This is a genomic window from Streptomyces sp. NPDC015127, assembly GCF_043080095.1.
Taxonomy (GTDB): Bacteria; Actinomycetota; Actinomycetes; order Streptomycetales; family Streptomycetaceae; genus Streptomyces.
The window spans coordinates 360916-384015 of record NZ_JBIBVE010000006.1; the positions used below are offsets into that span (position 1 = coordinate 360916).

At 72.8% G+C, this 23100-nt stretch carries 18 protein-coding genes; 11 read left to right on the top strand and 7 right to left on the bottom strand.

Going from position 1 to position 23100, the window contains the following annotated elements:
* Positions 1–269: 269 nt before the first annotated feature.
* Positions 270–1442 (bottom strand): lipid II:glycine glycyltransferase FemX, encoded by a 1173-nt coding sequence (locus ACF08N_RS14960; RefSeq protein ID WP_392325011.1) that lies wholly within the window; start codon positions 1440–1442, stop codon positions 270–272.
* A 195-nt stretch (positions 1443–1637) separates the two neighbouring features.
* On the opposite strand from ACF08N_RS14960, the gene ACF08N_RS14965 reads away from it, so the two are divergent.
* On the top strand, positions 1638–2834 hold the full coding sequence (locus ACF08N_RS14965; protein ID WP_392325012.1) for an Ig-like domain-containing protein: 1197 nt from the start codon (positions 1638–1640) through the stop codon (positions 2832–2834).
* 54 nt (positions 2835–2888) lie between these two features.
* On the opposite strand, the gene ACF08N_RS14970 is transcribed toward ACF08N_RS14965, so the two are convergent.
* Positions 2889–3560, bottom strand: a complete 672-nt coding sequence (locus ACF08N_RS14970; protein ID WP_392325013.1) for a pirin family protein — start codon at positions 3558–3560, stop codon at positions 2889–2891.
* Positions 3561–3654: 94 nt separating this feature from the next.
* Between ACF08N_RS14970 and ACF08N_RS14975 the strand changes: the two genes are divergently transcribed.
* The 5 genes from ACF08N_RS14975 (at position 3655) to ACF08N_RS14995 (ending at position 8542) form a co-directional block, all read left to right on the top strand.
* Positions 3655–4839, top strand: a complete 1185-nt coding sequence (locus tag ACF08N_RS14975) for a PucR family transcriptional regulator (RefSeq protein WP_392325014.1) — start codon at positions 3655–3657, stop codon at positions 4837–4839.
* A gap of 89 nt (positions 4840–4928) precedes the next feature.
* Positions 4929–5870: an ACP S-malonyltransferase gene (locus ACF08N_RS14980; RefSeq protein WP_392325015.1), complete on the top strand. Its 942-nt coding sequence runs from the start codon at positions 4929–4931 to the stop codon at positions 5868–5870.
* Positions 5871–5886: 16 nt separating this feature from the next.
* The gene (locus ACF08N_RS14985; protein ID WP_392325016.1) at positions 5887–6888 is read left to right on the top strand and encodes a ketoacyl-ACP synthase III; all 1002 of its coding nucleotides are present in this window, start codon (positions 5887–5889) and stop codon (positions 6886–6888) included.
* 66 nt (positions 6889–6954) lie between these two features.
* Entirely contained in the window at positions 6955–7203 is a 249-nt protein-coding gene (locus ACF08N_RS14990; RefSeq protein ID WP_392325017.1) for an acyl carrier protein, read from the top strand.
* A 76-nt stretch (positions 7204–7279) separates the two neighbouring features.
* Positions 7280–8542 carry a beta-ketoacyl-[acyl-carrier-protein] synthase family protein gene (locus ACF08N_RS14995; RefSeq protein WP_392325018.1) on the top strand — a complete coding sequence of 421 codons (1263 nt, stop codon included), beginning with the start codon at positions 7280–7282 and terminating at the stop codon, positions 8540–8542.
* A 206-nt stretch (positions 8543–8748) separates the two neighbouring features.
* On the opposite strand, the gene ACF08N_RS15000 is transcribed toward ACF08N_RS14995, so the two are convergent.
* Positions 8749–9243 carry a DUF3145 domain-containing protein gene (locus ACF08N_RS15000; protein ID WP_392325019.1) on the bottom strand — a complete coding sequence of 165 codons (495 nt, stop codon included), beginning with the start codon at positions 9241–9243 and terminating at the stop codon, positions 8749–8751.
* A gap of 260 nt (positions 9244–9503) precedes the next feature.
* Between ACF08N_RS15000 and ACF08N_RS15005 the strand changes: the two genes are divergently transcribed.
* Positions 9504–10421: a GDSL-type esterase/lipase family protein gene (locus tag ACF08N_RS15005; protein ID WP_392325020.1), complete on the top strand. Its 918-nt coding sequence runs from the start codon at positions 9504–9506 to the stop codon at positions 10419–10421.
* Between the two features lie 29 nt (positions 10422–10450).
* On the opposite strand, the gene ACF08N_RS15010 is transcribed toward ACF08N_RS15005, so the two are convergent.
* Together ACF08N_RS15010 and ACF08N_RS15015 are read right to left on the bottom strand one after the other, a co-directional pair.
* The gene (locus ACF08N_RS15010; RefSeq protein WP_392325021.1) at positions 10451–11851 is read right to left on the bottom strand and encodes an esterase/lipase family protein; all 1401 of its coding nucleotides are present in this window, start codon (positions 11849–11851) and stop codon (positions 10451–10453) included.
* Complete coding sequence (locus ACF08N_RS15015) at positions 11848–16545, bottom strand: AAA family ATPase (RefSeq protein ID WP_392325022.1); 4698 nt, start codon at positions 16543–16545, stop codon at positions 11848–11850. Before ACF08N_RS15015 ends, ACF08N_RS15010 begins: the two co-directional genes overlap by 4 nt.
* Before the next feature lie 71 nt (positions 16546–16616).
* Between ACF08N_RS15015 and ACF08N_RS15020 the strand changes: the two genes are divergently transcribed.
* The 3 genes from ACF08N_RS15020 (at position 16617) to ACF08N_RS15030 (ending at position 20604) form a co-directional block, all read left to right on the top strand.
* Entirely contained in the window at positions 16617–17609 is a 993-nt protein-coding gene (locus ACF08N_RS15020) for a translation initiation factor 2 (protein ID WP_392325023.1), read from the top strand.
* 79 nt (positions 17610–17688) lie between these two features.
* A complete protein-coding gene (locus tag ACF08N_RS15025; protein ID WP_392325024.1) occupies positions 17689–18936 on the top strand; it encodes a pyroglutamyl peptidase in 1248 nt (415 codons plus the stop codon).
* 222 nt (positions 18937–19158) lie between these two features.
* A complete protein-coding gene (locus tag ACF08N_RS15030; protein ID WP_392325025.1) occupies positions 19159–20604 on the top strand; it encodes a hydrolase in 1446 nt (481 codons plus the stop codon).
* 49 nt (positions 20605–20653) lie between these two features.
* Here the strand turns inward: ACF08N_RS15030 and ACF08N_RS15035 are convergent, their stop codons facing one another.
* Positions 20654–21265: a LysE family translocator gene (locus ACF08N_RS15035; protein ID WP_392325026.1), complete on the bottom strand. Its 612-nt coding sequence runs from the start codon at positions 21263–21265 to the stop codon at positions 20654–20656.
* Positions 21266–21370: 105 nt separating this feature from the next.
* Between ACF08N_RS15035 and ACF08N_RS15040 the strand changes: the two genes are divergently transcribed.
* Entirely contained in the window at positions 21371–22102 is a 732-nt protein-coding gene (locus ACF08N_RS15040) for a carbon-nitrogen hydrolase family protein (RefSeq protein ID WP_392325027.1), read from the top strand.
* 82 nt (positions 22103–22184) lie between these two features.
* On the opposite strand, the gene ACF08N_RS15045 is transcribed toward ACF08N_RS15040, so the two are convergent.
* Positions 22185–23039, bottom strand: coding sequence for an EI24 domain-containing protein (locus ACF08N_RS15045; RefSeq protein WP_392325028.1), 855 nt, complete (start codon positions 23037–23039; stop codon positions 22185–22187).
* Between the last annotated feature and the right edge of the window lie 61 nt (positions 23040–23100).

Genomic DNA, 23100 nt, shown 5'->3' on the forward strand with positions numbered 1-23100 from the left:
CCGGTCACCGGCCTCTCCTGGTACCTGCGGCGCGGCCGCAGCCGAGGCGCCCACCGGCGGCGGGGCGGCGGCAACGCGGCCAGGCTCCGACACGGCCGGACCACCGAGTGGCGCGGTGCCACCCGGCGCAGCCGGAACCCCGGCCCCGGCGAAGCCGGGTGCGTCCGGCGCGGACGCCCGGTGGGCGGCAGGTTCAGCGCCGACGGGCCCCCCGGCCAGACGGTCCGGCTCGGGCGCAGGCGGAAGCCCCGACGCGGCGGCGTCGCGCGTCACCGGCGGGCCAGGTATGCCTGGAACGCCCGGTACAGCGCGTGGTTGGCCGTGCCCTCCAACGGTTTCTCCCATTCCCCCAGGGTCTCGACGACCTCTCCCCCGGTGCCGAGCTTCCAGCGCAGCAGTCCGTACCCGCGGTCGTCGGGGTCGAGGGTGGAGGGTACCCCGCGCATGTCGTAGACGTCGGCGCCGAGGGCGTGGGCGTCCTGGAGCATGCGCCACTGGAGCAGGTTGGAGGGGCGCACCTCACGGCGGTGGTCGGCCGACGCACCGGTCTGGTACCAGACCCGGTGACCGACGCGGACCATGGTGTGGGCGGCGAGCGTCTCGCCCCGGTGGCGGGCCAGGTAGAGCGTCATCCGGCCCGGTTCCTCGGCGTTGAGGGCCGCGTACTGGCGCTCGTAGTACGCGAGCGAGCGGCCGAGCCGGAAGCCGTCGCGCTCCTCGGTGATCCGCAGCAGCCGGTAGAACTCGGGCAGGTCCGCCGCGCTGCCCACCACCGTCTCGACGCCCTCCTTCCGCGCCCGGCGCACATTGCGCCGCCACTCCTGGTTGAGGCCGGACCACAGGTCGTCGACGGTCCGTCCGGCGAGCGGCACGCGGAAGACGTACCGGGGCTGGGCGTCCCCGTCCTCCTCGCCCCCGCACCTGTGCCAGCCCCGGGCGCGCAGCCGTTCGGCGACGGCCGTGCCCAGCGGGTCGACCTCCCGGGCGAGTACGTCGGCGAGCCGCCGGCCCGGCCCGGCTGCCGCCTTGAGCCGGGCGGCGTCCCAACTGCGGTGCGCGGGCGCAGGACCGATCCGTACGGCGAACGCGCCCGCGGTGCGCAGCAGCCTCAGCAGCGGGGTGAGCCAGGCGTCGATGCCGGGGTCGGCCCAGTCGGCGACCGGCCCCTCGGGGAGGTAGGCGAAGTACTTGCGGGTGCCGGGGAGTTGGCGCAGGAGCACCAGTGCAACGCCACTGAGCTCCCCCGCCTCCGGCCGGGGCCCCCACCCGACGAGGAGGGAACGCCAGCCCTCCTTCACCTCGCCCCAGGACGGGCACTGGAGGAAGCCGGGCCCGAGGGCGCTCCCGGCACGGGAAGCGAGGAAGGCGCGGTACGCCTCCTCGGTGAGGGGACCGAGCGGTGTTTCCTGGCCGCGGTCGGCCGGCACGAGCAGCGCAGACACGGTGTGGGACCTCTCTGTGTTCGCGGAATGCCGTGGATGCTCACAGCCGTCCGTGACCGGTCCACGCGGCGCATGTGACCGGACGATGACCGTTCGACCCCAACCGCCGTCACATCGCCCCACAGCCCCTCACCTGCGGGTTCCTCCGTCCTACGCTCGCCGCATCCCGTCTGTTTCGCGTTGCCGGAGGATCCGTTGACCCTGATACGTGTGCGCATCGCGGCGGCCGCCGTGCTGCTGGCCCCGCTCGCCGCCTGCTCCCCCGGCTCTCCCGATGCCCCGGCCGCCGACGCGAAGCCCGGTGCCCGTGCCGCCGATGACCGTCCGGCGACCGTGACGGTCTCCCCGACCGGGCGCGCGGTCCGGGCCGGTCAGCCGGTGAGGGTGACCGCCTCGGGCGGCACGCTCACCTCCGTCACCGTCACCGACACCGAGGGCCGGACGCTGAAGGGCTCGGGGGGCGACGGCAGTTGGCAGTCCGACCGCAAGGCCGTCCCCGGTGCCACGTACACGGTGAAGGCCACGACCCGTACCGCGCGCGGCACGGAACGCACTACGTCCACGTCGTTCACCACCGCCCCGGCCGGCAAGGTCAACAAGGTGGACTGGCGGCCCGGCGCGGCCACCACCGTCGGCGTCGCCCAGCCCGTGTCGCTGGTCTTCGACAACCCGGTGACCGAGAAGGCGGAGGTGGAACGCCAGTTGAGGGTCACCACCTCCGACGGCACCGAGGGCTCGTGGGGCTGGATGAAGGACTGGTCGGGCCGCGACCGGATCGACTGGCGGCCGAAGGCGTACTGGAAGCCCGGCACGAAGGTCACCCTGGACGCCCGGCTGAACGGCACCGACTCGGGCGCCGGCGGCGGCTGGTTCGTCCGTGACTACACGACGTCGTTCACGATCGGCGCCCGCCAGATCGTCAGGGTCGACCTCGACCACCACAAGCTGACGTTGGAGCGCGACGGCCGGAGCGTGCGGACCCTCCCCGTCTCGGGCGGGACCCCCGGCGGCGACAAGCGTTCGTGGCGCGGCACGACGGTGCTGATGTCGAAGGAGGGCACGATCAACATGAACTCCGAGACGGTCGGCCTCGCCGACGCCTACGACAAGATGGTCGACTACTCGATGCGCCTGACCTGGTCGGGGATGTACGCGCACGCGGCGCCCTGGAACGCCAAGTGGATGGGCAAGGCCAACAGGAGCTCCGGCTGCATCGGCATGAGCGACGCGGACGCCGCCTGGTTCTACGCACAGGTCCGACCGGGCGACCCGTTCGAGATCACAGGCAAGGACACCAAGGGCGTCCCCGCCCCCGGCAACGGCTTCGGCGAGTGGAACCTCTCCTGGGAGGAGTGGAAGGCGAAGAGCGCGCTGGGCGGGCCGGTTGCCTGAGCCGGGGAAGTCCCTTGCAGCACTGTGTGCGTCGGCTTCCCCGGCAGGACTGAGTCACCCGGCGCCCATCTCCCACATCAGCACCTCGGCCGCCTCCTCGGCCACGACCTCCAGCCCCTCCGCGTCGGTGATCCGCGCCGCGTCGCCCGGACCCAACCGCTCGTACCCGAGCGCCACTTCGCCCCGCACCGCATGCACGTACACGAACGGCGCGTCGGGGACGGCGGTCCGCTCGCCGGGGACGAGGCGGCGGACGTGGAGCATCGCCCCGGCCTCGGGGAGCGCGTACGGCGTGGAGTCCGCGATGCCGCGCACGATCTCGTACGACGGCTCACCGCCCGGGTCCTTCGGCGCGAGCCACATCTGCACGAAGACCAGCGGGTCGGGGCCGTCGTTGCGTTCGACGTGCCGCACGCCGCCCGCCGAGCTGAGGCGCTGCACGTCGCCGGGGCGTACGACCGTCGCGTGACCCGCCGAGTCGCGGTGGGTCAGCTCGCCCTCGACGACCCAGGTGACGATCTCGGTGTGGCTGTGCGGGTGCTCGTCGAACCCGGCGCCGGGCGCGAGGCGCTCCTCGTTGCAGGCGAGGATCGCGCCGAAGCGCAGGTTGTCGGGGTCGTAGTGGCGCCCGAAGGAGAAGGCGTGCCGGGACTCGATCCCGGTCGCCGGGTCGCCTCCCGGGTAGCGGTCGGCGGAGCGCCGGATGGAGGTCCGGATGGCAGTCACGCGGACCACCGTAGCGGGGCCGCGGTAGTACACGTCGCGATGAGAGGAACCCCGGCACTTAGCCCACGCGTCCTGATAAGGCAGTCTTGTCCCCGTGCCCGAACCTGCAGCGAACTCCTCCCATCCGCATTCCGCGACCCTGCGCCGCCTTGAGCAGTCCTCCGGCCGGCTGGCCGCGAATGCCATCGCCCGCATGGACGAGTCGCTGCCCTGGTACCGGGCCATGCCGCCGGAGAACCGGTCGTGGATCGGGCTGGTCGCGCAGGCCGGTATCGCCGCGTTCACGGAGTGGTTTCGGCACCCGGAGACCCCGCAGGCGATCTCGACCGACGTCTTCGGCACGGCTCCGCGCGAGCTGACCCGGGCGATCACGCTGCGCCAGACCGTGGAGATGGTGCGCACCACCATCGAGGTCATGGAGGCGGCGATCGAGGAGGTCGCGGCCCCCGGCGACGAGTCGGTGCTGCGCGAGGCGCTGCTGGTGTACGCGCGGGAGATCGCGTTCGCCACGGCCCAGGTGTACGCGCAGGCGGCGGAGGCGCGTGGCGCCTGGGACGCACGGCTCGAGTCCCTCGTCGTGAACGCGGTGCTGTCCGGGGAGGCCGACGAGGGCGCGGTGTCCCGGGCCGCCGCGCTCGGCTGGAACTCCCCCGAGCACGTGTGTGTGATCCTCGGCACCGCCCCCGACGGGGACAGCGAACTGACGGTGGAGGCGATCCGCAGGGCCGCCCGGCACGCCAAGCTCCAAGTGCTGACCGGTGTGCTGGGCGACCGGCTCGTCGTCATCGCGGGCGGCAGCGACAATCCGCTGCACGTCGCGAAGGCCCTCATCGGCCCGTACGCCGCCGGGCCCGTGGTCGCCGGGCCCATCGTGCCCGACCTGCTGGCGGCGACCCGGTCGGCACAGGCCGCCGCCGCGGGCCTCAAGGCGTGTTCCGCCTGGCAGGACGCCCCCCGGCCGGTTCTCGCGGACGATCTGCTGCCGGAGCGCGCGATCGCCTCGGACCCTGCGGCGCGCGAGCAGTTGGTGGAGGAGATCTACAGACCGCTGGAGGAGGCGGGCTCGGCGCTGCTGGAGACTCTGAGTGTCTACCTGGAGCAGGCCAGCAGCCTCGAAGGGGCCGCGCGGATGTTGTTCGTACATCCCAACACCGTGCGCTACCGGCTCCGACGTGTGACGGACGTCACCGGCTGGTCACCCTCTGATGTCCGCTCGGCGTTCACTCTGCGGATCGCCCTGATTCTCGGGCGTCTGGCCGACGCGGACAGCCAGCCCTAGACTTTTGTGGAACACCGACAATTCCCCTGACGGTTCTTCGTCCCTGTCCCCACGGGCGGGTACGGCCGTCCACAAGAGAGAGTGTGAGGGTGCTCGTACTCGTCGCTCCCGGCCAAGGCGCTCAGACGCCCGGCTTCCTGACTCCCTGGCTCGACCTCCCCGGCGCCGCCGACCGCATCGCGGCCTGGTCCGACGCCATCGGGCTCGACCTTGCCCACTACGGCACGAAGGCCGACGCGGACGAGATCCGCGACACGGCCGTGGCCCAGCCGCTGCTGGTGGCGGCGGGTCTGCTGTCCGCATCCGCGCTCGGTATCGAGACATCCGCCGCTGACGCGGCGGGCGCCCCCGGTGCGGTCGCCGGGCACAGCGTCGGCGAGATCACCGCCGCCGCGTTCGCCCGAGTCATCGACGACACCGCCGCGCTGCGTCTCGTACGCGCCCGGGGCCTGGCGATGGCCGAGGCCGCCGCGGTCACCGAGACCGGCATGTCGGCGCTGCTCGGCGGCGACCCCGAGGTGACGGTCCCTCACCTGGAGAAGCTCGGCCTGACCCCGGCGAACGTCAACGGGGCCGGCCAGATCGTGGCCGCCGGCACCATGGAGCAGCTGGCCGCGCTGGAGGCGGACAAGCCGGAAGGCGTCCGCAAGGTCGTGGCGCTGAAGGTGGCGGGCGCGTTCCACACGCACCACATGGCCCCCGCGGTCGCGAAGCTGGAGGAGGCCGCGCAGGGCCTCGACCCCGCCGACCCCGCCGTCCCGTACGTCTCCAACAAGGACGGGCGGACCGTCGCCACCGGTGCCGAGGTCGTCTCGCGCCTGGTCGGCCAGGTCGCCAACCCGGTGCGCTGGGACCTGTGCATGGAGACGTTCGCGGAGCTCGGGGCGACCGCCCTCATCGAGGTGTGCCCCGGCGGCACCCTCACCGGTCTCGCCAAGCGCGCCCTCAAGGGCGTCCAGACGCTCGCGCTGAAGACCCCCGACGACCTCGACGCGGCCCGCACGCTCGTCGCCGAGCACTCCGCAGCCTGACAAGGAGCCGTAGCGCATGTCGAAGATCAAGCCCAGCAAGGGCGCCCCGTACGCACGCATCATGGGCGTCGGCGGCTACCGTCCGACGCGGGTCGTGCCCAACGAGGTGATCCTTGAGACGATCGACTCGTCGGACGAGTGGATCCGCTCGCGCTCGGGCATCGCCACGCGCCACTGGGCCTCCCCCGAGGAGACCGTGACCGCCATGTCGGTCGAGGCGTCCGGCAAGGCGATCGCCGACGCGGGGATCACCCCGGAGCAGATCGGCGGCGTGATCGTCTCCACCGTGTCGCACTTCAAGCAGACCCCGGCGGTCGCCACGGAGATCGCGGACCGGATCGGCGCGAACAAGCCGGCCGCGTTCGACATCTCCGCGGGATGCGCGGGCTTCGGCTACGGGCTCACGCTCGCCAAGGGCATGGTGGTGGAAGGTTCCGCCGAGTACGTGCTCGTGATCGGCGTGGAGCGCCTCAGCGACCTCACCGACCTGGAGGACCGTGCGACGGCCTTCCTGTTCGGCGACGGCGCCGGCGCGGTCGTCGTGGGCCCCGCGAACGAGCCGGAGATCGGCCCGACCGTCTGGGGCTCGGAGGGCGACAAGTCCGAGACCATCAAGCAGACCGTGCCGTGGACGGATTACCGCGAGGGGTCCGTCGACAAGTTCCCCGCCATCACGCAGGAGGGCCAGGCGGTGTTCCGCTGGGCCGTCTTCGAGATGGCGAAGGTCGCCCAGCAGGCGCTCGACGCGGCCGGCATCTCGGCGGCCGACCTGGACGTCTTCATCCCGCACCAGGCCAATATGCGGATCATCGACTCGATGGTGAAGACGCTGAAGCTGCCGGAGCACGTCACGGTCGCCCGTGACGTGGAGACCACCGGCAACACCTCGGCCGCCTCGATCCCGCTCGCCATGGAGCGGCTCCTGGCGACCGGACAGGCGAAGAGCGGCGACACCGCGCTCGTCATCGGCTTCGGGGCGGGTCTCGTCTACGCCGCGACGGTCGTTACCCTCCCCTAGGCACCCGTACGGATCTTCCGGACGGCTCCAGCCACACCCTCTGATACACACCGAAGGAGCGCCAACATGGCCGCCACGCAGGAAGAGATCGTTTCGGGTCTCGCCGACATCGTCAACGAGATCGCCGGTATCCCGGTCGAGGACGTCGAGCTGGACAAGTCCTTCACGGACGACCTGGACGTCGACTCGCTGTCCATGGTCGAGGTCGTCGTCGCCGCCGAAGAGCGCTTCGACGTCAAGATCCCGGACGAGGACGTCAAGAACCTGAAGACCGTCGGCGACGCCGCGGACTACATCCTCAAGCACCAGGCCTGACACTGACGCGCTCGTCGCCGCCCAGCGGTGGCGCCGTGCAGATTCCGCACCCCCTACACGTGGAGAAAGAATTCCTGTGAACTCGACCAATCGCACCGTGGTCGTCACCGGTATCGGCGCAACCACACCGTTGGGTGGCGACAGCGCATCGACCTGGGAGGGCCTGGTCACCGGGCGGTCCGGAGTACAGCTCCTGGAGGGCGAGCGCTTCGCCGACCTCCCGGTGCGCATCGCCGCGACGGCCGCGGTGGACCCGGGCGAGGTACTGCCGCGCCCGCTGGCCCGCAAGCTGGACCGTTCCGCCCAGTTCGCCGTGATCGCGGCGCGCGAGGCGTGGTCCGACGCCGGCTTCACCGCCCCCGCGGGCGAGGACGCCGCCATTGCCCCGGCCCGGCTCGGCACCGTCATCGCCTCCGGCATCGGCGGCGTGACGACCCTGCTCGACCAGTACGACGTGCTCAAGGACAAGGGCGTACGCCGCGTGTCCCCGCACACCGTCCCCATGCTGATGCCGAACGGCCCCTCCGCCAACGTCGGCCTGGAGGTGAACGCCCAGGCGGGCGTCCACACCCCGGTCTCGGCGTGCGCGTCGGGCGCCGAGGCGATCGGTTACGCCATCGAGATGATCCGCACCGGCCGCGCCGACGTGGTCGTCGCAGGCGGCACCGAGGCGGCCATCCACCCGCTGCCGATCGCCGCGTTCGCCAACATGATGGCGATGTCCAAGAACAACGACGAGCCGGCGAAGGCATCGCGCCCGTACGACACGGCCCGGGACGGTTTCGTCCTCGGCGAGGGCGCGGGCGTCGTGGTCCTCGAGTCGGCGGAGCACGCGGCCGCTCGCGGCGCGAAGGTCTACTGCGAGGCGCTGGGCCAGGGCCTGTCCGCGGACAGCCACCACATCGCGCAGCCGGAGCCGACGGGCCGCGGCATCGCCGCCGCGCTGCGGCACCTGCTGGAGACGACGGACCTCAAGCCGTCCGAGGTGGTGCACCTGAACGCGCACGCGACGTCGACGCCGCAGGGTGACGTCGCGGAGGTCAAGGCGCTGCGTTCGGTCCTCGGGGACGACCTCGACCACGTCGCGGTGTCCGCGACGAAGTCGATGACGGGTCACCTGCTGGGTGGCGCGGGCGGCATCGAGACGGTGGCGACGGTGCTCGCGCTGCACCACCGCACGGCCCCGCCGACGATCAACGTCGACGACCTGGACGAGTCGGTGGACGCGGACATCGTCCGCGGTGAGCCGCGCGCGCTGCCGGAGGGCACAATCGCGGCGATCAACAACTCGTTCGGTTTCGGCGGCCACAACGTGGTGCTGGCGTTCCGCACGGTCTGACCTCGCTTCTGCCCGAGGCCCGCGCCCCTTCGAGGGGCGCGGGCCTCAGGATTTTCCCGGGCTGAGCGAGATCCGGCCCCGCCGGCGTTTGAGGCGCCGGGGGTCCGGGCGCGGAGCCCTCGGTTCGGGATGGGGGTACCTCCCACGGCCGCCAGGCCGTAGGGGGAGGGCGGGGTGGGGAACAGTCCGCGCAGCGGAACCCCCGGTCACACCACCTGGTGGAGCCAGCGGACCGGCGCGCCCTCGCCCGCGTAGCGGAACGGCTCCAGCTCGTCGTCCCACGGCTTGCCGAGCAGCTTCGCGATCTCCGCCTCGAGCTCGGTCTCCCCCTGGGACGACCGCGCCAGCGCGGCACGCAGCCGGTCCTCGGGGACCAGGATGTCGCCGTGCATGCCCGTGACCGCGTGGAAGATGCCCAGCTCCGGGGTCGCGCTGTAGCGCTCGCCCTCCGCCGTCGCGCACGGCTCCGCCGTCACCTCGAAGCGCAGCAGGTGCCAGCCGCGCAGCGCCGACGCCAGCTTGGAGGCCGTGCCCGCCTCGCCGCGCCAGGAGAACTCCGCTCTCCAGGTGCCGGGCGATGCGGGCTGGCGGATCCAGTCGAGCTGGACCCGTACGCCGAGCACTCCCGCGACCGCCCACTCGACATGCGGGCACAGCGCGCGCGGTGCGGAGTGAACGTACAGAACGCCACGTGTCGTCACCGGGACCTCCAGTGTGGGACGAGGATCACCTTCCCAGCGGCCTCAGTAAACAGCATCGGGCGCGGATCTCCGCAAAAGGGACAGCATGTGACGTGATGTAATTTACTGGCGCCGATGGGCGGGGTGCCTCTGGGTCGACGGGAAAAAGCTACCGTGCGGGGACCTCCGAAGGGTGACGTACTGTCGGTCCTGGGTCCGTACGCACGAAGCTTTCACTCGGCAGGAGTCGGACCACCGGGCCGAAGGAGGGGAACACGGGGATGCGGCAGCGCGCGAGGACCCATCGCAGGCGCGGGGCAGGGCTCGTCGCCGTCATGCTCGCGGGGCTCTCGGCCGCCGCGCTCACGGCATGTGACTCCTCGTCACAGGACAAGCGCCCGGACTCCGCGACCTCCCGGCCCTCGCCGAGTCCCAGCCCCACCTCCCTGTGGGACCGCACGCCGCGCTCCCTCGCCGCGGTCGGTGACTCCATCACGCGCGGCTTCGACGCCTGCGAGCTCCTCGCCGACTGCCCGGAAGCGTCCTGGGCCACCGGCACGGACGCCCGGGTCAACAGCCTCGCGCTGCGCCTGCTCGGCCCCGCGGGCGCGGCCGCCCGCAGCTGGAACCACGCCCGTTCCGGCGCCGACATGGCCGACCTTCCCGCACAGATGACCCTGGCCGCCGCGCACAAGCCGGACCTGGTCACAGTGATGGTCGGCGCGAACGACGCCTGCGCCGACACGGTCGAACGGATGACCCCCGTCGACACGTTCCGCACGTCGTTCGAGACGTCGATGGCCCGGCTGCGCAAGGACGCGCCCAAGTCCCAGGTGTACGTGTCGAGCGTGCCGGACCTCAAGCGCCTGTGGTCGGCGGGCCGCGCCGATCCGCTGGGCAGTCAGATCTGGAGGCTGGGCATCTGCTCGTCGATGCTGGGCGACGCGGAGGACGACAGCCGGTCGGCGCAGCAGCGCCGGGAGACCGTCCGGCAGCGGATCGTCGCGTACAACAAGGTCCTCGCGGACGTCTGTGCCGAGGACGACCGCTGCCGCTACGACGGCGGCGCGGTGTTCGACTACCGGTTCAGCGGCGAGCAGTTGAGCCGGTGGGACTGGTTCCACCCCAGCAGGAACGGGCAGGGGCGGCTCGCCGAGATCGCGTACCGCAACGTGACGGCGGCCGAGCCGCCGGCCTGAAGTGCCGGGCCCTTCACCTGTGCGGGGTGTCACAGCCCTCCGGCTCCGCGTTGCTCCGGCACGATCAGAATCGCGTCCCGCTGGACGTAGCGGGGCGCCTCGGCGGCGACCTGGAGCGTCCAAACGCCGGGCGGCCCGGTCAGCGTGCCGCGCAATGCACCCGTGCCGTCCGGGCGGAGCGCGGTCCAGGGGGCCGTCGCCAGGCCCGGGCCGGTCAGGCGGGCGCGTACCCTGCGGCCCTTGCCGCAGCGGAGCGCCACGACCTCGAACGGCGCACCCGCGGTAGCGGCGTCGGGCGCTTCGAGGCCGAACTCCCCGTCGTCCGCCAGCGTGAGGCGGGCGGGCTTGTCCTGACAGATCGCGGCAAGCTGCCGGCCGGCGGTCTGTTCGCCGTGCATGGAGGCGTGGCGGTGCCCGTACCAGAAGGTCTCGGCCGTCGTGCGGTGGGCCCAGGCCGGGAACGCCGACTCGGCCGGGACCGTGCCGTCGCCGCGCCACTGCTGGGCGGTGTCGAGGGCGTTCACGAAGGTGAGACCCTCCGGCCGCGCCAGGACGCCGTGGATCGTCGTGTGGGCGTTGCCGGCGAGGGAGTGCACCGCGTACGGCATGCCGTCGGCGGCCCGGTTGCGGGTGAGGGCGTCCTGCAACTCCCGGTGGAACGCGAAGGTGTCCTGGACCCGTGCGCTGTCGAGACCGTCGAGCGGGCATTCGGCCAGGGTGTGGCGGTGTGACGGGTCGCCGGGCCTGAACACGGCCGCGTAGACGGGCAGGAGCTGCCACACGGACGGGAACGTCCGGCACAGTTCCGCCACGCCCTCGCCGAGCCACCGCAGCGGCCGGTGGGCCCCGGCCGCGTAACCGGTGAGGAAGCGGACCGCCTTGGCCGCACCGCGGTGCGGGGTGCCGATGGTCGTCAGGCTGCGGGTGGTTTCGCGGCCGCCCTCGCACTCGACGGAGTACCGGGCGACCAGGCCGCCCATGGAGTGGCAGAGGAAGACGACCTTGGGGTCGTCCTCCATGTCCGGGTAGTGCGCGGCCGCCTGGGCGCGCCACGCGTCGAGGCGGGTCTCGACCCATGTCTTGAGCAGCCGGGCCGTCGTGCGGTTGGACAGCCGCCAGTCGTAGGCGAATTCGCAGTACTGCCCGGGGGCGAGGTCCGCCAGGACGTCCCGGGAGCGCGGGTAGCCGATGTGGCGCAGCAGTCCGGCCATGACCAGCGGCTCACGCAGCAGTCCGTCGGCACGGATGCCGGACGTGTCCGGGACGCCGTCGCCCATCCCCGGTTCGAGGGCGAGCCGCTCCAGCAGCGCCTTGGGACGCGTCAGCCGGCTCAGTGCCCGCAGGGAGAGCTCCCATACATCCCTGCCCTCGCTGTCCACCAGCCGGCTTCCGCCGATGCCGGGGACGAAGACGACCAGATCGTGCTTCACGGGTTCTCCTGTCTGCTGCGCTGTGCCGGGACGCCGGGCGTCCACCGGCGTGTGAACTGGGCGGTGCCGAGCCCCAGTCGGGCGGCGAGCCGGTCGCCGGGGAGCAGGAGCTGGTCGCAGCGGTTCCTGCCCTCGAGGACGACGAGGACATCGCGCCCGTCATACCCGGCGGCAATCGTCTCGACGTCGTAGCCGCGGTACGGGATCACCATGTCCGTCCAGCGTTCGCCCACGACGTCGAAGAGTGCCGCCGATGCCCCTGCGCCCGTGCCGCACGCGAAGACGAGCGGGTGGCAGGGCGGGCCGGCGACGGCGAGACCGGTGGGCTGCGGCAGCCCGTCGGGCAGCGGGGCGAGCAGGGGCTCGCGGCGGCCGGGTGCGGTGAGCCAGAGGTGGTCGTCGGCGGTGCCGGCGATCAGGGGCACGGCTCCCCGCGGGCCGCAGACCACGCCGAGCGCCAGACGGCGTGCCGCCGCAGGGTCGCCGGAGGGCAGGACGTACGGCTCGCCCGGCTGTCCGTTCCTCCTGTCGAGCTGCCAGAGCTTCACCGAGGTGGTGCAGTCGGCGGCGAGCCACACCCTCCCGTCCGGGGCGTGGACCGACGCGGTCCAGCGCGCGTGCACGGCGTCCCTGAGCCAGACCGGGGCCTGCCGCCGCCACTCGCGCCGGCCGGCGGGCGCGTCGGCCGCGGCCGAGAAGTGGTCGAGACAGCGCCTGCCCGGTACGAACCAGTGCAGCTCGGGGCCGACCCGGCACAGGCTCCCGGCGAGGGGCTCGTCGCCGTGTTCGCCGGGCAGGGCCAGTTCCGTCTCCGGGGCCGGCGGCGTGGCCGGCAGGGGCGGCCGGCCCGGCGTGCAGCTCACGCTCCACAGGCGCGCGGTCCGTTCGGCGGCGCTCGCGACGATCCATCCGCCGGGCGTCGCCAGCGCGGTGACCGAGCCGACGTCGTGGGGGTGGGGCAGTGTCAGGGGGGTCTGACTTTCGGCGCGATCCGCGCTGTGCGCGGTGAGCAGCACATCGGGTCCGGAGACCCGGCACAGCAGGTGGCCTGCGCGGCCGCCGTCCGCCAGGTGCACCACGGCAGCGGCCTTCTGGGGGCGGGCGCGGTGCGTCCGGCCGGTGTGTGCGGCGGCGTACAGCACATGGAGGTACTCGCCGTCGGCCACCGCCAGTCGGCCGGAGCCCGCCGGGTCGAAGGCGAGCGAGGCGTGTCCCTCCCGGGCCGGGAAGCCGAAGTGGGATTCCGCGATCGCGTCCGTGCCGATCCGCCGGACGGTGACGAGCCCGTCCGTGCCGTTCTTGACGGCGAGCAGCGGCACGCCGCCGGCATGGCCCAGCGCGATGGCGCCGGCCCGCACCGGGACCACGCCGACGCGTTCGGCCGCGGCGCCTGGGCTGCCGGCGCCGGTCAGCCGCCACACTTGGACGGACCGGGCGTCGGCCGCGGCAAGCCACACACCGGCCGGCCCCGTCTCCTCGGAGGGGCCGATGCTCGTGGCGGCCACCGCTGTCACGCCGGTGAGTACGCCGAGGTCGAGGCTGACGTCGAAGGTGGCACCGCCGGGCGCCGCCCGCCAGGCGAATCGGTGGATGCCGAGGCGGCCGTCGCGGCTCGCGAGCAGCAGCAGGGCGTCCTCGTCGGCGACGAGGGCCAGCCTGTGCCCGGTCACCGAGCGGCCGTCGGCGTCCCGCAGCGGCACCCGGGTCAGTGCCTCGACGGTCAGCGGGCTGTCCTCCCGCCACCGCCAGAGCATCGCCTGGTCGCCGTCGGAGGCGGCCAGGTAGGCGGACCCCATGAAGGCGGCGGCGGTCAGGCTCTCGGGACTGCCGCCCCAGAACAGCCGGTACCGCGGGACGCTCTCGTCGCCGTGCCAGAGCAGGACCGCGCCCTGGTCGACGGCGGCAACGGTGCGGCCGTGGCCGCTGCCGAGTGCGCGGACGGCCCGGATCGGGGCGGGGACGTCCCACGGGTCGGAGGAGCTGCGGTGGACCCGTGTGGGCCGCCCGGTCTCGGAGCGCCGGCTGACGACTTCGCCGCGCCCGGAGACCTGGATGAGGCTCTCGTCGTGTGCCGTCCAGTGAACCGCATAGGCGCCCCCGGCCGGCCCGGGCCATCTGAGGTGGGGCGGCTGCGGCGGGGCGTCGGTCCAGATGTCCTGCCACAGCAGGCCGGGGGCCGGCCGGTGCCGCTCCGGGTAATGGACGAGGGTCTCCGCCCGCAGCAGCGCGCGGCGGTCGTCGGCGGAGCGTCGCCGGCGGAACGCGTCGGCGACCCTGCGGTACAGCTCGTCCCGCCAGTAGGCGCGGGGCCCGGCGTCGACCAGGGGCAGCAGCACGGCGGGGTCGGCACGGACGAGGAAGTCCTCGTCGTCGAGCAGCCGCTCCAGCAGGTCCCGGCCGCCCTGGGCGGCGTGCTCGGGGAGATGGCGAAGGACGTAGGACGGGGCGGTGCTCCAGGACGCGCCGTACGCGTCGTGGAGGTGGTCGAAGATCCGGCGGTGGGCGTCTTCGGCGGGGCCCGTGCCGGCGAGCAGCCAGGCGGCGAAGCCGGGGTGCAGGAGCCGGTGGGTCTCCTGGTCGCCTTGCAGGAACCGGACCGTGAGGGCGCCGTTGCTGCGTTCCACCACGGTGCGTATCTGGTCCTCGGTCAGCTCCTCGGTGAACGGGTCCCGCAGGACGTCCGCCATGCCGAGCCACAGGTCCACGTCCTGGAGTCCGCCGCCCTGGGCGAGGGCGAGCGGGCGCAGCACCTCCCGGGCCCGCAGGCGGGGCGTGCCGTGGGACACGTCGCCGGGGGCGCCGGTGTCGGCGCCCGCGTCGGCGACGAGGCCGAGGGCCGCGAAGGGGTCGGCGGCGGGCGGGTCCGCGGTGGGCGACTGGCTCACGGCGGCGGGGCCGGGTGCGGCGGCGGGGTCGACGGCCAGCAACTCCCGTTCCAGCAGCGGGCCGAGGTCGCCGGAGACGCCCCGGTCGACGAAGCCGTCGATCGCCTCCTCGGGCAGCGGCTCGTCCTGGCGCGCGAGTTCGCGGGCACACAGATGGGCGACGAGGAAGATGCGGTTGCTGCGGGCGGCGACCCGCTCGGCTGTCCTCACCCGTAACTCCTCGGCGTCGGAGCGGGCGTAGGGCGAGCCGGGCGTCGTGGCCAGCACCTGGGCGACGTGGCGGGCGATGTCCTCCTCGCTGTCCTCCTCCTGGTCGAGGGCCAGGGGCGGCACGGTCTGCCGCAGTGCCTCGTGCAGCGTCTCGTCGGCGATGCGGCCCGGCAGACTCCGGCGGGGCTGCACCCGGGTGCCGACGACGACCTTGACGCCGCGCAGGGCCGCGAGCGGGTTGACGAGCTCGCGCGCTATCTCCAGGGACTGTCCGGCCGCTGCCTCGTCGAGGCCGTCGACGACCACCGTGACACCGCCCGCACGCGGGACGAGCCGTGCCACCCAGGCCACATGGTCGCGCAGTTCGGCCCCGGGGCCCGGCGGCGGCTCGGCGTCCGGTGCGTCGCCGGCCAGGGGGACGAGGGCCCGGCACAGCTCCGCGGCCAGATCGTGCGCGGTCCTGCCGTCGCAGTGCAGCGCGGCGTGCACGGATCCGAGCCGGGGCCGCACGTCCACGCGCGGCGGAGCCGCGAGACCGGCGACGAACGCCCGGACGGTGAGGTGGACCAGGTAGCTGAGGAACATCGTCTTGCCCGACCCGGCCGGGCCGGTGACGGCGAGCAGTCCGTGGTCGTGGGCCTCCAGCCAGCGGGCCGCCCTGGCCAGTGCCTGCTCCCGGCCCGAGAACGTCTCCAGGCTGCGCCCGCCGGCACCGGGGGCCGAGGTGCGCAGGGTGTCGGCCCGCAGGCCCCGGCCCAGCCAGGTGCTGTCGTCTTCGGGCCTGCGCCGGGCGGGCAGCAGCAGGTCGCCGTGGAAGTGGGGGTTGCGGAGGAAGCCGCGGCGCAGCCGCCGTATCTCGGCCCCCACCGGCAGTTGGGCGTCCTCCGGGGCACCTGCGTCGCGGGCGCGGTCCTCGATGGCGTCCAGCAGGTCGCCGAACGCGATGAACTGCGCCGTCGGATGGAACAGCCGCTCCTGGTTGGCCAGCCGGGCATCGGGATTCCGGACGAGTTCGTCCAGCCAGTCGACCCAGCGGCCGGGCTCCGCGGTCTGGTCGGCGCCCGCTGTGCAGATGATCGCGAAGCCGGGGCCGGAGCCGGAAGCAGCGGCGGAAGGGTCCTCGTGCCTCGTCCGCTGCTGGTGGATCAGCTGCTGGGCACGGAAGACGTCGAGCGTGTCCTCGGCGAAGCAGGCGTCGACGATCAGGAGCACGTCGGCGGGGTCCTGGGACAGCTGTGCCGCGAGATCGGTGAAGGAGCAGGTGCGCCTGTTCAGTTCGCCGTCGGGGGTGTAGCCGTCCGCGTAGACGAGTTCGTAGCCGGCCGGGGTGACGGCGCCGTGCCCGGACCAGTAGAGGATCTTCCGCTCGGCCGGCGTGGCAGTGAAACGGCTCAGTCCCTCCTCGACGTCGGCGCGGGTGCCACCGCCCTCCAGCCGCTGCGGAACGCCGAACCCGAGCGTGCCGGCGAGCTCGGCGAAACGGGCGACCGCCTCCGCCACATGGGGCCGGTTCTTCTCCTCGCAGGCATAGGTGCTGATGCCGACGGTGCCGACGAGACCTCGCGCCGCCTGCTCCTCGCGATCCAGGAATGACCTCAACTCGCCCTCACCCCCGTCTATATGATGAAGCATCAGCGCGAGATCGACACCGGCAAGAGGAGAAGTGATCCATGGCGGTCCGGGACAGGTTCCGGCTGGTCGGCAGGGAGACGGACTGCCACATCTTCGAGGGCGACGGGACGCGTCCGATCCCCGAGGAGAACGTCCGGGTGCTCTACGAGCCCGGGCCGGTCGCCTTCCCGCCCGAGATCGCCGCCTGGCGCAGGGAGATCGAGGAGAAGCAGAAGCGCCTGGAGGCCGCCGGGCAGCCGCACGCGTGGAACAACGCCCGGTTCGCGCTGACGGGCATCGTGATCAGCCGGACGCATACGCGCGAGGAGCCCGTCGCGTCGCTGTCGCTGTGCGACGCGGACTACTACGACTTCATGGCCACGTCCCACAACCTGGACCGGGTCCGCTCCAACGGGCTCACCCTGCGCCAGGAGTACCTGGAGCAGAACGATCCTGTCGATGCTCCGCCGTTCATGACCTGCAGTTTCGGCGTGAACGTGGCCGTGGAGACGGGCCGGGACCGCAAGATGATCCTGTCGTTCCGCAGCGCGCACGTGGACGGCCCGAACCGGCGCCGGTGGAACTCCTCGGCCAACGAGGGCATCGCCTACGAACACGATCTGCCCAAGGACGGCAGCCCCATGAGCCTGCACGCGGTGGCCCGGCGCGCCCTCAAGGAGGAGCTGGCCGTCCAGTCCACCGACACGGTGGACCTGGAACTCCTCGGCTTCGGGCTCGACCTGCGCAACCACCAGTGGGCCGCGTTCTTCCGGGCGGTGCTCGACGACCTGAGCGAGGACGACCTGCGGGACCGGTGGAGCAAGGGCGTCGACGACAAGTGGGAGCACGAGAAGCACGAGTTCGTCGACGCGTCCCCCGAGTCGCTGCTGGGCTTCATCGCGGACGAACCGGCCGCGGCGTGGACGCCGTGCGCCCCGGCGCTGTTCCATCTGGCGCTGGTACGTGCGGCGGTACGGGCCCGGGCCGGGGACTCGGCGGCGCGGCTGGACGTCGAGGCCGCGGAGCGCGCGGTGATGAGGAGCCGCGTGTAGAGGCCGCAGGCCCGCCGGCACGGTAGCGACACCGGCGCCCCGCCCGCGATACTTCCGCCCACCCGACGGAAGGATTCCCGTGTCCCGCATACGCGCCCGCCTGGACGTGCTCGGCGTCGCCCTGCTCGCCTCCGCATCCCTCGCCCTCACCGTGTCGCCGGCCGCCCCGGCGCAACGCGCCGACGGGGCGCAGCCCCTCACCGTCGAGGAGCAGCGGCTGGAGCGGGCCGTTCCGCAGGAGATCCTGCGGCGCAGCGGGTTCGACGGTGTGGCGCCCGACTTCGGCCGGGCGCTCGCGGACGCCCGGTCCTTCGGGCAGGCCGAGAGGACGGTCGTGCGGCAGGGCGCGGCGCTGTGGGAGCGTGCCGTGGACCGGGCGCAGGGGCGCGGGCCCGCGCGGGGCGACCTGAGCCGCGACGACGACCGTCCGCTGTACTGGGCCCGGCTCGGCATGACGGCGCATCTGCGCCAGTGGGAGCCGTCGTTCGGTTTCGACGACGCGCAGCGGGCGCGCCTGCTGGACCGCCTGGAGCGCACCTCGCGCGGCCAGGACTCGATGGACTTCCCCGCGGGCAAGGGGGTCGAGCGCATCGTGATGACGGGCTTCGACCCGTTCACGCTGGACCGGGACATCCGGATCAGCAACCCGTCCGGGGCCACCGCGCTCGCGCTGGACGGCACCTGGATCCGCACGGCGGACGGCCCGGCGCGGATCGAGACGGCCGTCTTCCCGGTGCGCTGGCAGGACTTCGCCGACGGCACGGTCGAGCGGACGCTGCGGCCGCGGCTGCCGGAGGCCGATCTGTTCACGACGGTGAGCCAGGGCCGGGTGGGCCGCGTCGACATCGAGCGGTTCAACGGCGCCTGGCGGGGCGGCTTCCCGGACAACGACAACGTCTCCCGTACGGAGACGGTGCCGGTCGGCGACCCGGCGACCCAGCCGCAGTGGACGACGACCACGCTTCCGTATGCGGCCGTCACCGCTGCCGACACGGGCCGTTTCCCGGTGTACGACAACACGTCGGTGACCGAGGTCCCGGCGGGCGGGGGCGCCGCGGTGGTGCGGCCCGACGGGCCGACGCCCGGATCGTCGGCGCGCGCCGGGGGCGGCGGCAACTACCTCTCCAACGAGATCGCCTACCGCGCGACGCTGCTGCGCGACCGGCTGGGACTGACGATCCCCGGCGGCCATGTGCACACGCCGGTGCTGCAGTTCGGGGCCGGCAACACGACGGAGGTCACCGACCCCGCGTTCGTACGCAACCGGCTGGACATCATCGCGCAGGTGCGGGCGATCATCCGCGTGTCGGCGGAATCGACCGACTGATCCCGGGGGTCCGGCACCGCCGGGTCCGTGATGGCGCCGCCGGCCCGCACCGCCGCAACCGCGATGCGGGCCGACGGCCGCTCCGCGAGGGGCCGTTGCCCGGCCCTGACTAGACATGTACCGTTCAACAAAAGACCGCCCGCCTGTGCGCCGGCCGCATTTCTACGCGCGCAGACTCGACGCCCGCACCGCCTCTCCCCCCGCCTTCAGGAGGTATGCCGGATGCTCGGACCCAGACGCCCCCGACGCGGACCCGCCCGTGTCCTCGCCCTGTTCACCGCCGCTCTGGTCGTCGCCGGAGCCCTCCAGGCCGCCGGCGCCCCCACCGCGGCGGCCGCGGAACCGCACCGCGTCCTGTTCGACAACAGCAAGGCCGAGACGGCGGGCAACGCCGACTGGATCATCAGCACCAGTCAGCCGGACCCGCTCGGCCAGAACCCGTCCCCCTCGACGGAGACCAGCTGGACCGGCGCCATCTCCGCCTGGGGCGTGGCCCTCCAGAGGACCGGCGACTACGCGCTGAAGACCCTGCCGCCCGGCAGCACCATCAGCTACGGCTCCGGCGCCGCCCTGGACCTCGCGAACTTCGACACTTTCGTGCTGCCCGAGCCCAACGTGCTGCTGACCGCGGCCGAGAAGACCGCGGTCATGCGCTTCGTGCAGAACGGCGGCGGCCTCTTCGTCATCCCGAACCACAGCGGGGCCGACCGCAACAACGACGGCTACGACGGCGTCGAAGTCGTCAACGACCTCATGAGCAACAACAGCGTCGACAGCACCGACCCGTTCGGCTTCTCCGTCGACTCGCTCAGCATCGGCAGCGAGAACCCGAAGGCCATCAGCAGCAGCACCGACCCGGTCATCAACGGCCCCTTCGGCAAGGTCACCGGCAGCATCATCCGCAGCGGCACGACCGCGACGCTCAAGCCGTCCGCCAACTCCTCGGTCAAGGGCCTGGTCTACCGGCCCGGCCACTCCGGCACCACCGGGGCCTTCTTCGTCACCAGCACGTTCGGCAGCGGCCGGGTGGCGTTCTGGGGCGACAGCTCACCGATCGACGACGGCACCGGCCAGTCGGGCAACACCCTCTACGACGGCTGGAACGACCCCGCGGGCACCAACGCCGCCCTCGCCCTGAACGCGACCGAGTGGCTTTCCGGCGGCACCGGCGACGGCGGCGGAGGGGGCGGCACCTGCACCGCCGCCCAGCTGCTCGCCAACCCCGGCTTCGAGTCCGGCGCGACCTCCTGGACCGCCACGAGCGGCGTCATCACGAACGACCCCGCCCGCCCGGCCCGTACCGGGTCGTACAAGGCGTGGCTGAACGGGTACGGCTCCGCCCACACCGACACGCTGGCCCAGTCGGTGACGGTCCCGTCGGGCTGCACGTCGGCGGCATTCACCTTCCACCTGCGCGTCGACACGGCGGAGACCACGACGACCACGGCCTACGACACCCTCAGGGTGCAGGTCCTGGGCAGCAGCGGCACGGTCCTGTCCACCCTCGCGACGTACTCCAACCTCCATGCCTCGAGCGGCTACGTGCAGCGCGGATTCAGTCTCGCCGCGTACGCGGGGCAGACCGTGACCCTCAAGTTCACCGGCACGGAGGGCTCCCGGCTCCAGACGTCGTTCGTCGTCGACGACACGGCGCTCCAGGTCGGCTGACCGTCCGCGCACCAGGCCCCGTCCGGCGTCCCGGGCGGGGCCTTCGCGCTCAGCGGGCGAAGCCCAGCGAGACGCCGAGGCCGACGAGCACGGAGCCGATCGCCCGGTTGAGGGCGCGCTGGCGGCGCAGCAGGGCGGCACGCAGCCGCGACTGCGAGAAGAAGAGCGCGACGAGCCCGAACCAGCCGAGGTGCGCCACCGACATGAACAGCCCGTACCCGGCCTGCTGCCAGGTCGCCGTATCGGGACCGACGACCTGCGTGAAGGTGGAGACCACGAACAGGGTCGTCTTGGGGTTGAGGACGTTGGTGAGGAAACCGCCGCGCAGCGCGCCCAGGGGGGTCAGCCCCTGCTTCTGCGCCTGAAGGTCGACGGTGACCTCGGTGCGGGCGGTGAAGGTCCGGAAGCCGATGTAGACGAGGTAGGCGGCCCCGGCGATCTTGATGGCGGTGAACAGCTCGGTGGACGAGGCGATCAGCAGTCCGACACCGAGCATCGTGTACGTGACGTGCACGAGCACGCCCGCGGCGACACCCGCGGCGGCGAACAGGCCCGTGGTGCGGCCGTACAGGCAGCTGTTGCGCACGACCATGGCGAAGTCGGCGCCGGGGCTGATGACGGCGAGGACGGTGATGACGGCCACTGCGATCACTTCGGTCATACGGCGATGTTGACGAGCGGCGCCCGGGCGTTCAACCCGTCCGGACTTTTCTCCCGGATGATCCGGGGTTCCCTCCCGGCCGGCGAGACCGGGATGATGACCCGTATGAAGATCGCAGCAGCGCAGTTCCCGGCCGTTCCCGGCGACGTCGCCGCCAACATCGGCAGCATGGCAGATCTGATCCGTGAGGCTGCCGGGCGGGGCGCCCGGTTCGTGGCCTTCTGCGAACTCGCCGCGCAGGGCTACGCCCTGGCGCCGATCGCCGCGGACCCCGGGCTGTGGCTGGCCGAGGACGACCCCCGGCTCGCACCGGTGCGGGAGGCGTGCCGTACGACCGGGACGGCGGCCCTGGTCGGCTGCGCGGCCCGCACGGGCGGCGACCGGCCGGCGATCACGGCGCTGGTGATCGGCCCGGACGGCGAACTGCTCGCCCGCTACGACAAGACCCACCTGTACGGCGAGGAGCTGGAGGTGTTCGCGGCGGGCACCGGGGAGGGCCGTTTCGTGCTCGACGGGGTCCGCTTCTCCGTCGCCATCTGCTACGACAACCGGTTCCCGGAGGTGGCCGCGTCCGCGAAGGCGGACGACTGCCGGGTGTACGTGGCGAGTTCGGTGCTGGAGGCGGACAACGACTCGTTCGAGAAGGTGTATCCGGTGCGGGCCCGGGACAACGGCCTGTACGTGCTGCTCGCCAATCAGGTCGGCACCTGCGAGGTGGGCGAGTGCCGGGGCGGCAGCGCGGTCTGGGGCCCGGACGGCACGCTGCTCGCGGACGCGGGCCGGGGCGGACCGGGCCTCGCGGTCGTGGAGCTTCCCGTGGACACGGCCGCCGGATAGGGCGGACAGCCCCTAGGGTCTTTCGTTTGGATCAGGCCGGATCAGTGGGCCCGCGAACCCGGCATGATCCAAACGAGAGGCCCTAGCCCTTGCGGAGCCCGTACGGGGCCTGGCCAGCCGCGGGGGCGGGGCCGCTTCCGGGGGTGTGGCCGGGGCCGCGGTGCGCCGGTCCCGTCGCGGGGGCGGCGTCGTCCCCGTCCGGCGGGGACACCAGGTCGCGCGCCATGAGCGTCGCGCCGGCCACCGCGCCCGGCATCAGGAGCACCGCCACGAACGGGATCAGGAACGCCAGGGTGAGCGGCACGCCGAAGCCGAGCGTGAGCAGCCGCCGGCCGCGCAACAGCCGGAGCCGCTCCTTCAGTTCGATGCCGCGCCGCTGGAGCGCGACGGCGGTCAGCTCCTCGGTGAGGAAGAAGCCCGAAACGCAGAAGCCGGCGACGGGCACGACGGTCTGACCGATCACCGGGATGAAACCGCAGGCGAAGAGCAGCACTCCGAAGCACGCGACGCGCAGCAGGACCCGCACCGAGTCGCGTGCGGAGATCCACAGTTCGCGCCACAGCGGCAGTCCGGACGTCGGCACGTCGCCGCCCTCGGAGCGGTCGACGTGTTCCGACAGGGACTCGTAGAACGGCTGACCGACCAGCAGGGTCACGGCCGTGAAGGTGATCACCGCGAGGAAGAGGCCGAAGACGAACGTGAGCGCCGTCAGCGTGCCCCGCAGGACGCCCTGCCAGGGCGAGGACCAGTCGTCGGCGAACGGCGTCGCCCACGCGACGAGGTCGTCCGCGCCCCAGGCGAGTCCGGCGAGCGCCGCCGCGTACAGCACCAGCGTCATCAGGCCGGGCAGCAGTCCGAAGCCGAACCAGCGGCCGTGTCGGCCGACCCATCGCTGGCCCTTCATCAAATAGCCGAAGCCCACCCCGATATCGCGCATACGCACACCTTATCGGTGTGGCTCTTGTTGTTCGGGAGCCGAACCGGTAGACCTCGCGTAC

Coding starts and splice junctions, on each gene's coding strand:
- ACF08N_RS14985 (WP_392325016.1), top strand. CDS start 5,887: ATGTCGAAGATCAAGCCCAGCAAGGGCGCCCCGTACGCACGCATCATG.
- ACF08N_RS15040 (WP_392325027.1), top strand. CDS start 21,371: ATGAAGATCGCAGCAGCGCAGTTCCCGGCCGTTCCCGGCGACGTCGCC.
- ACF08N_RS15045 (WP_392325028.1), bottom strand. CDS start 23,039: ATGCGCGATATCGGGGTGGGCTTCGGCTATTTGATGAAGGGCCAGCGA.
- ACF08N_RS15035 (WP_392325026.1), bottom strand. CDS start 21,265: ATGACCGAAGTGATCGCAGTGGCCGTCATCACCGTCCTCGCCGTCATC.
- ACF08N_RS15020 (WP_392325023.1), top strand. CDS start 16,617: ATGGCGGTCCGGGACAGGTTCCGGCTGGTCGGCAGGGAGACGGACTGC.
- ACF08N_RS15030 (WP_392325025.1), top strand. CDS start 19,159: ATGCTCGGACCCAGACGCCCCCGACGCGGACCCGCCCGTGTCCTCGCC.
- ACF08N_RS15005 (WP_392325020.1), top strand. CDS start 9,504: ATGCGGCAGCGCGCGAGGACCCATCGCAGGCGCGGGGCAGGGCTCGTC.
- ACF08N_RS14990 (WP_392325017.1), top strand. CDS start 6,955: ATGGCCGCCACGCAGGAAGAGATCGTTTCGGGTCTCGCCGACATCGTC.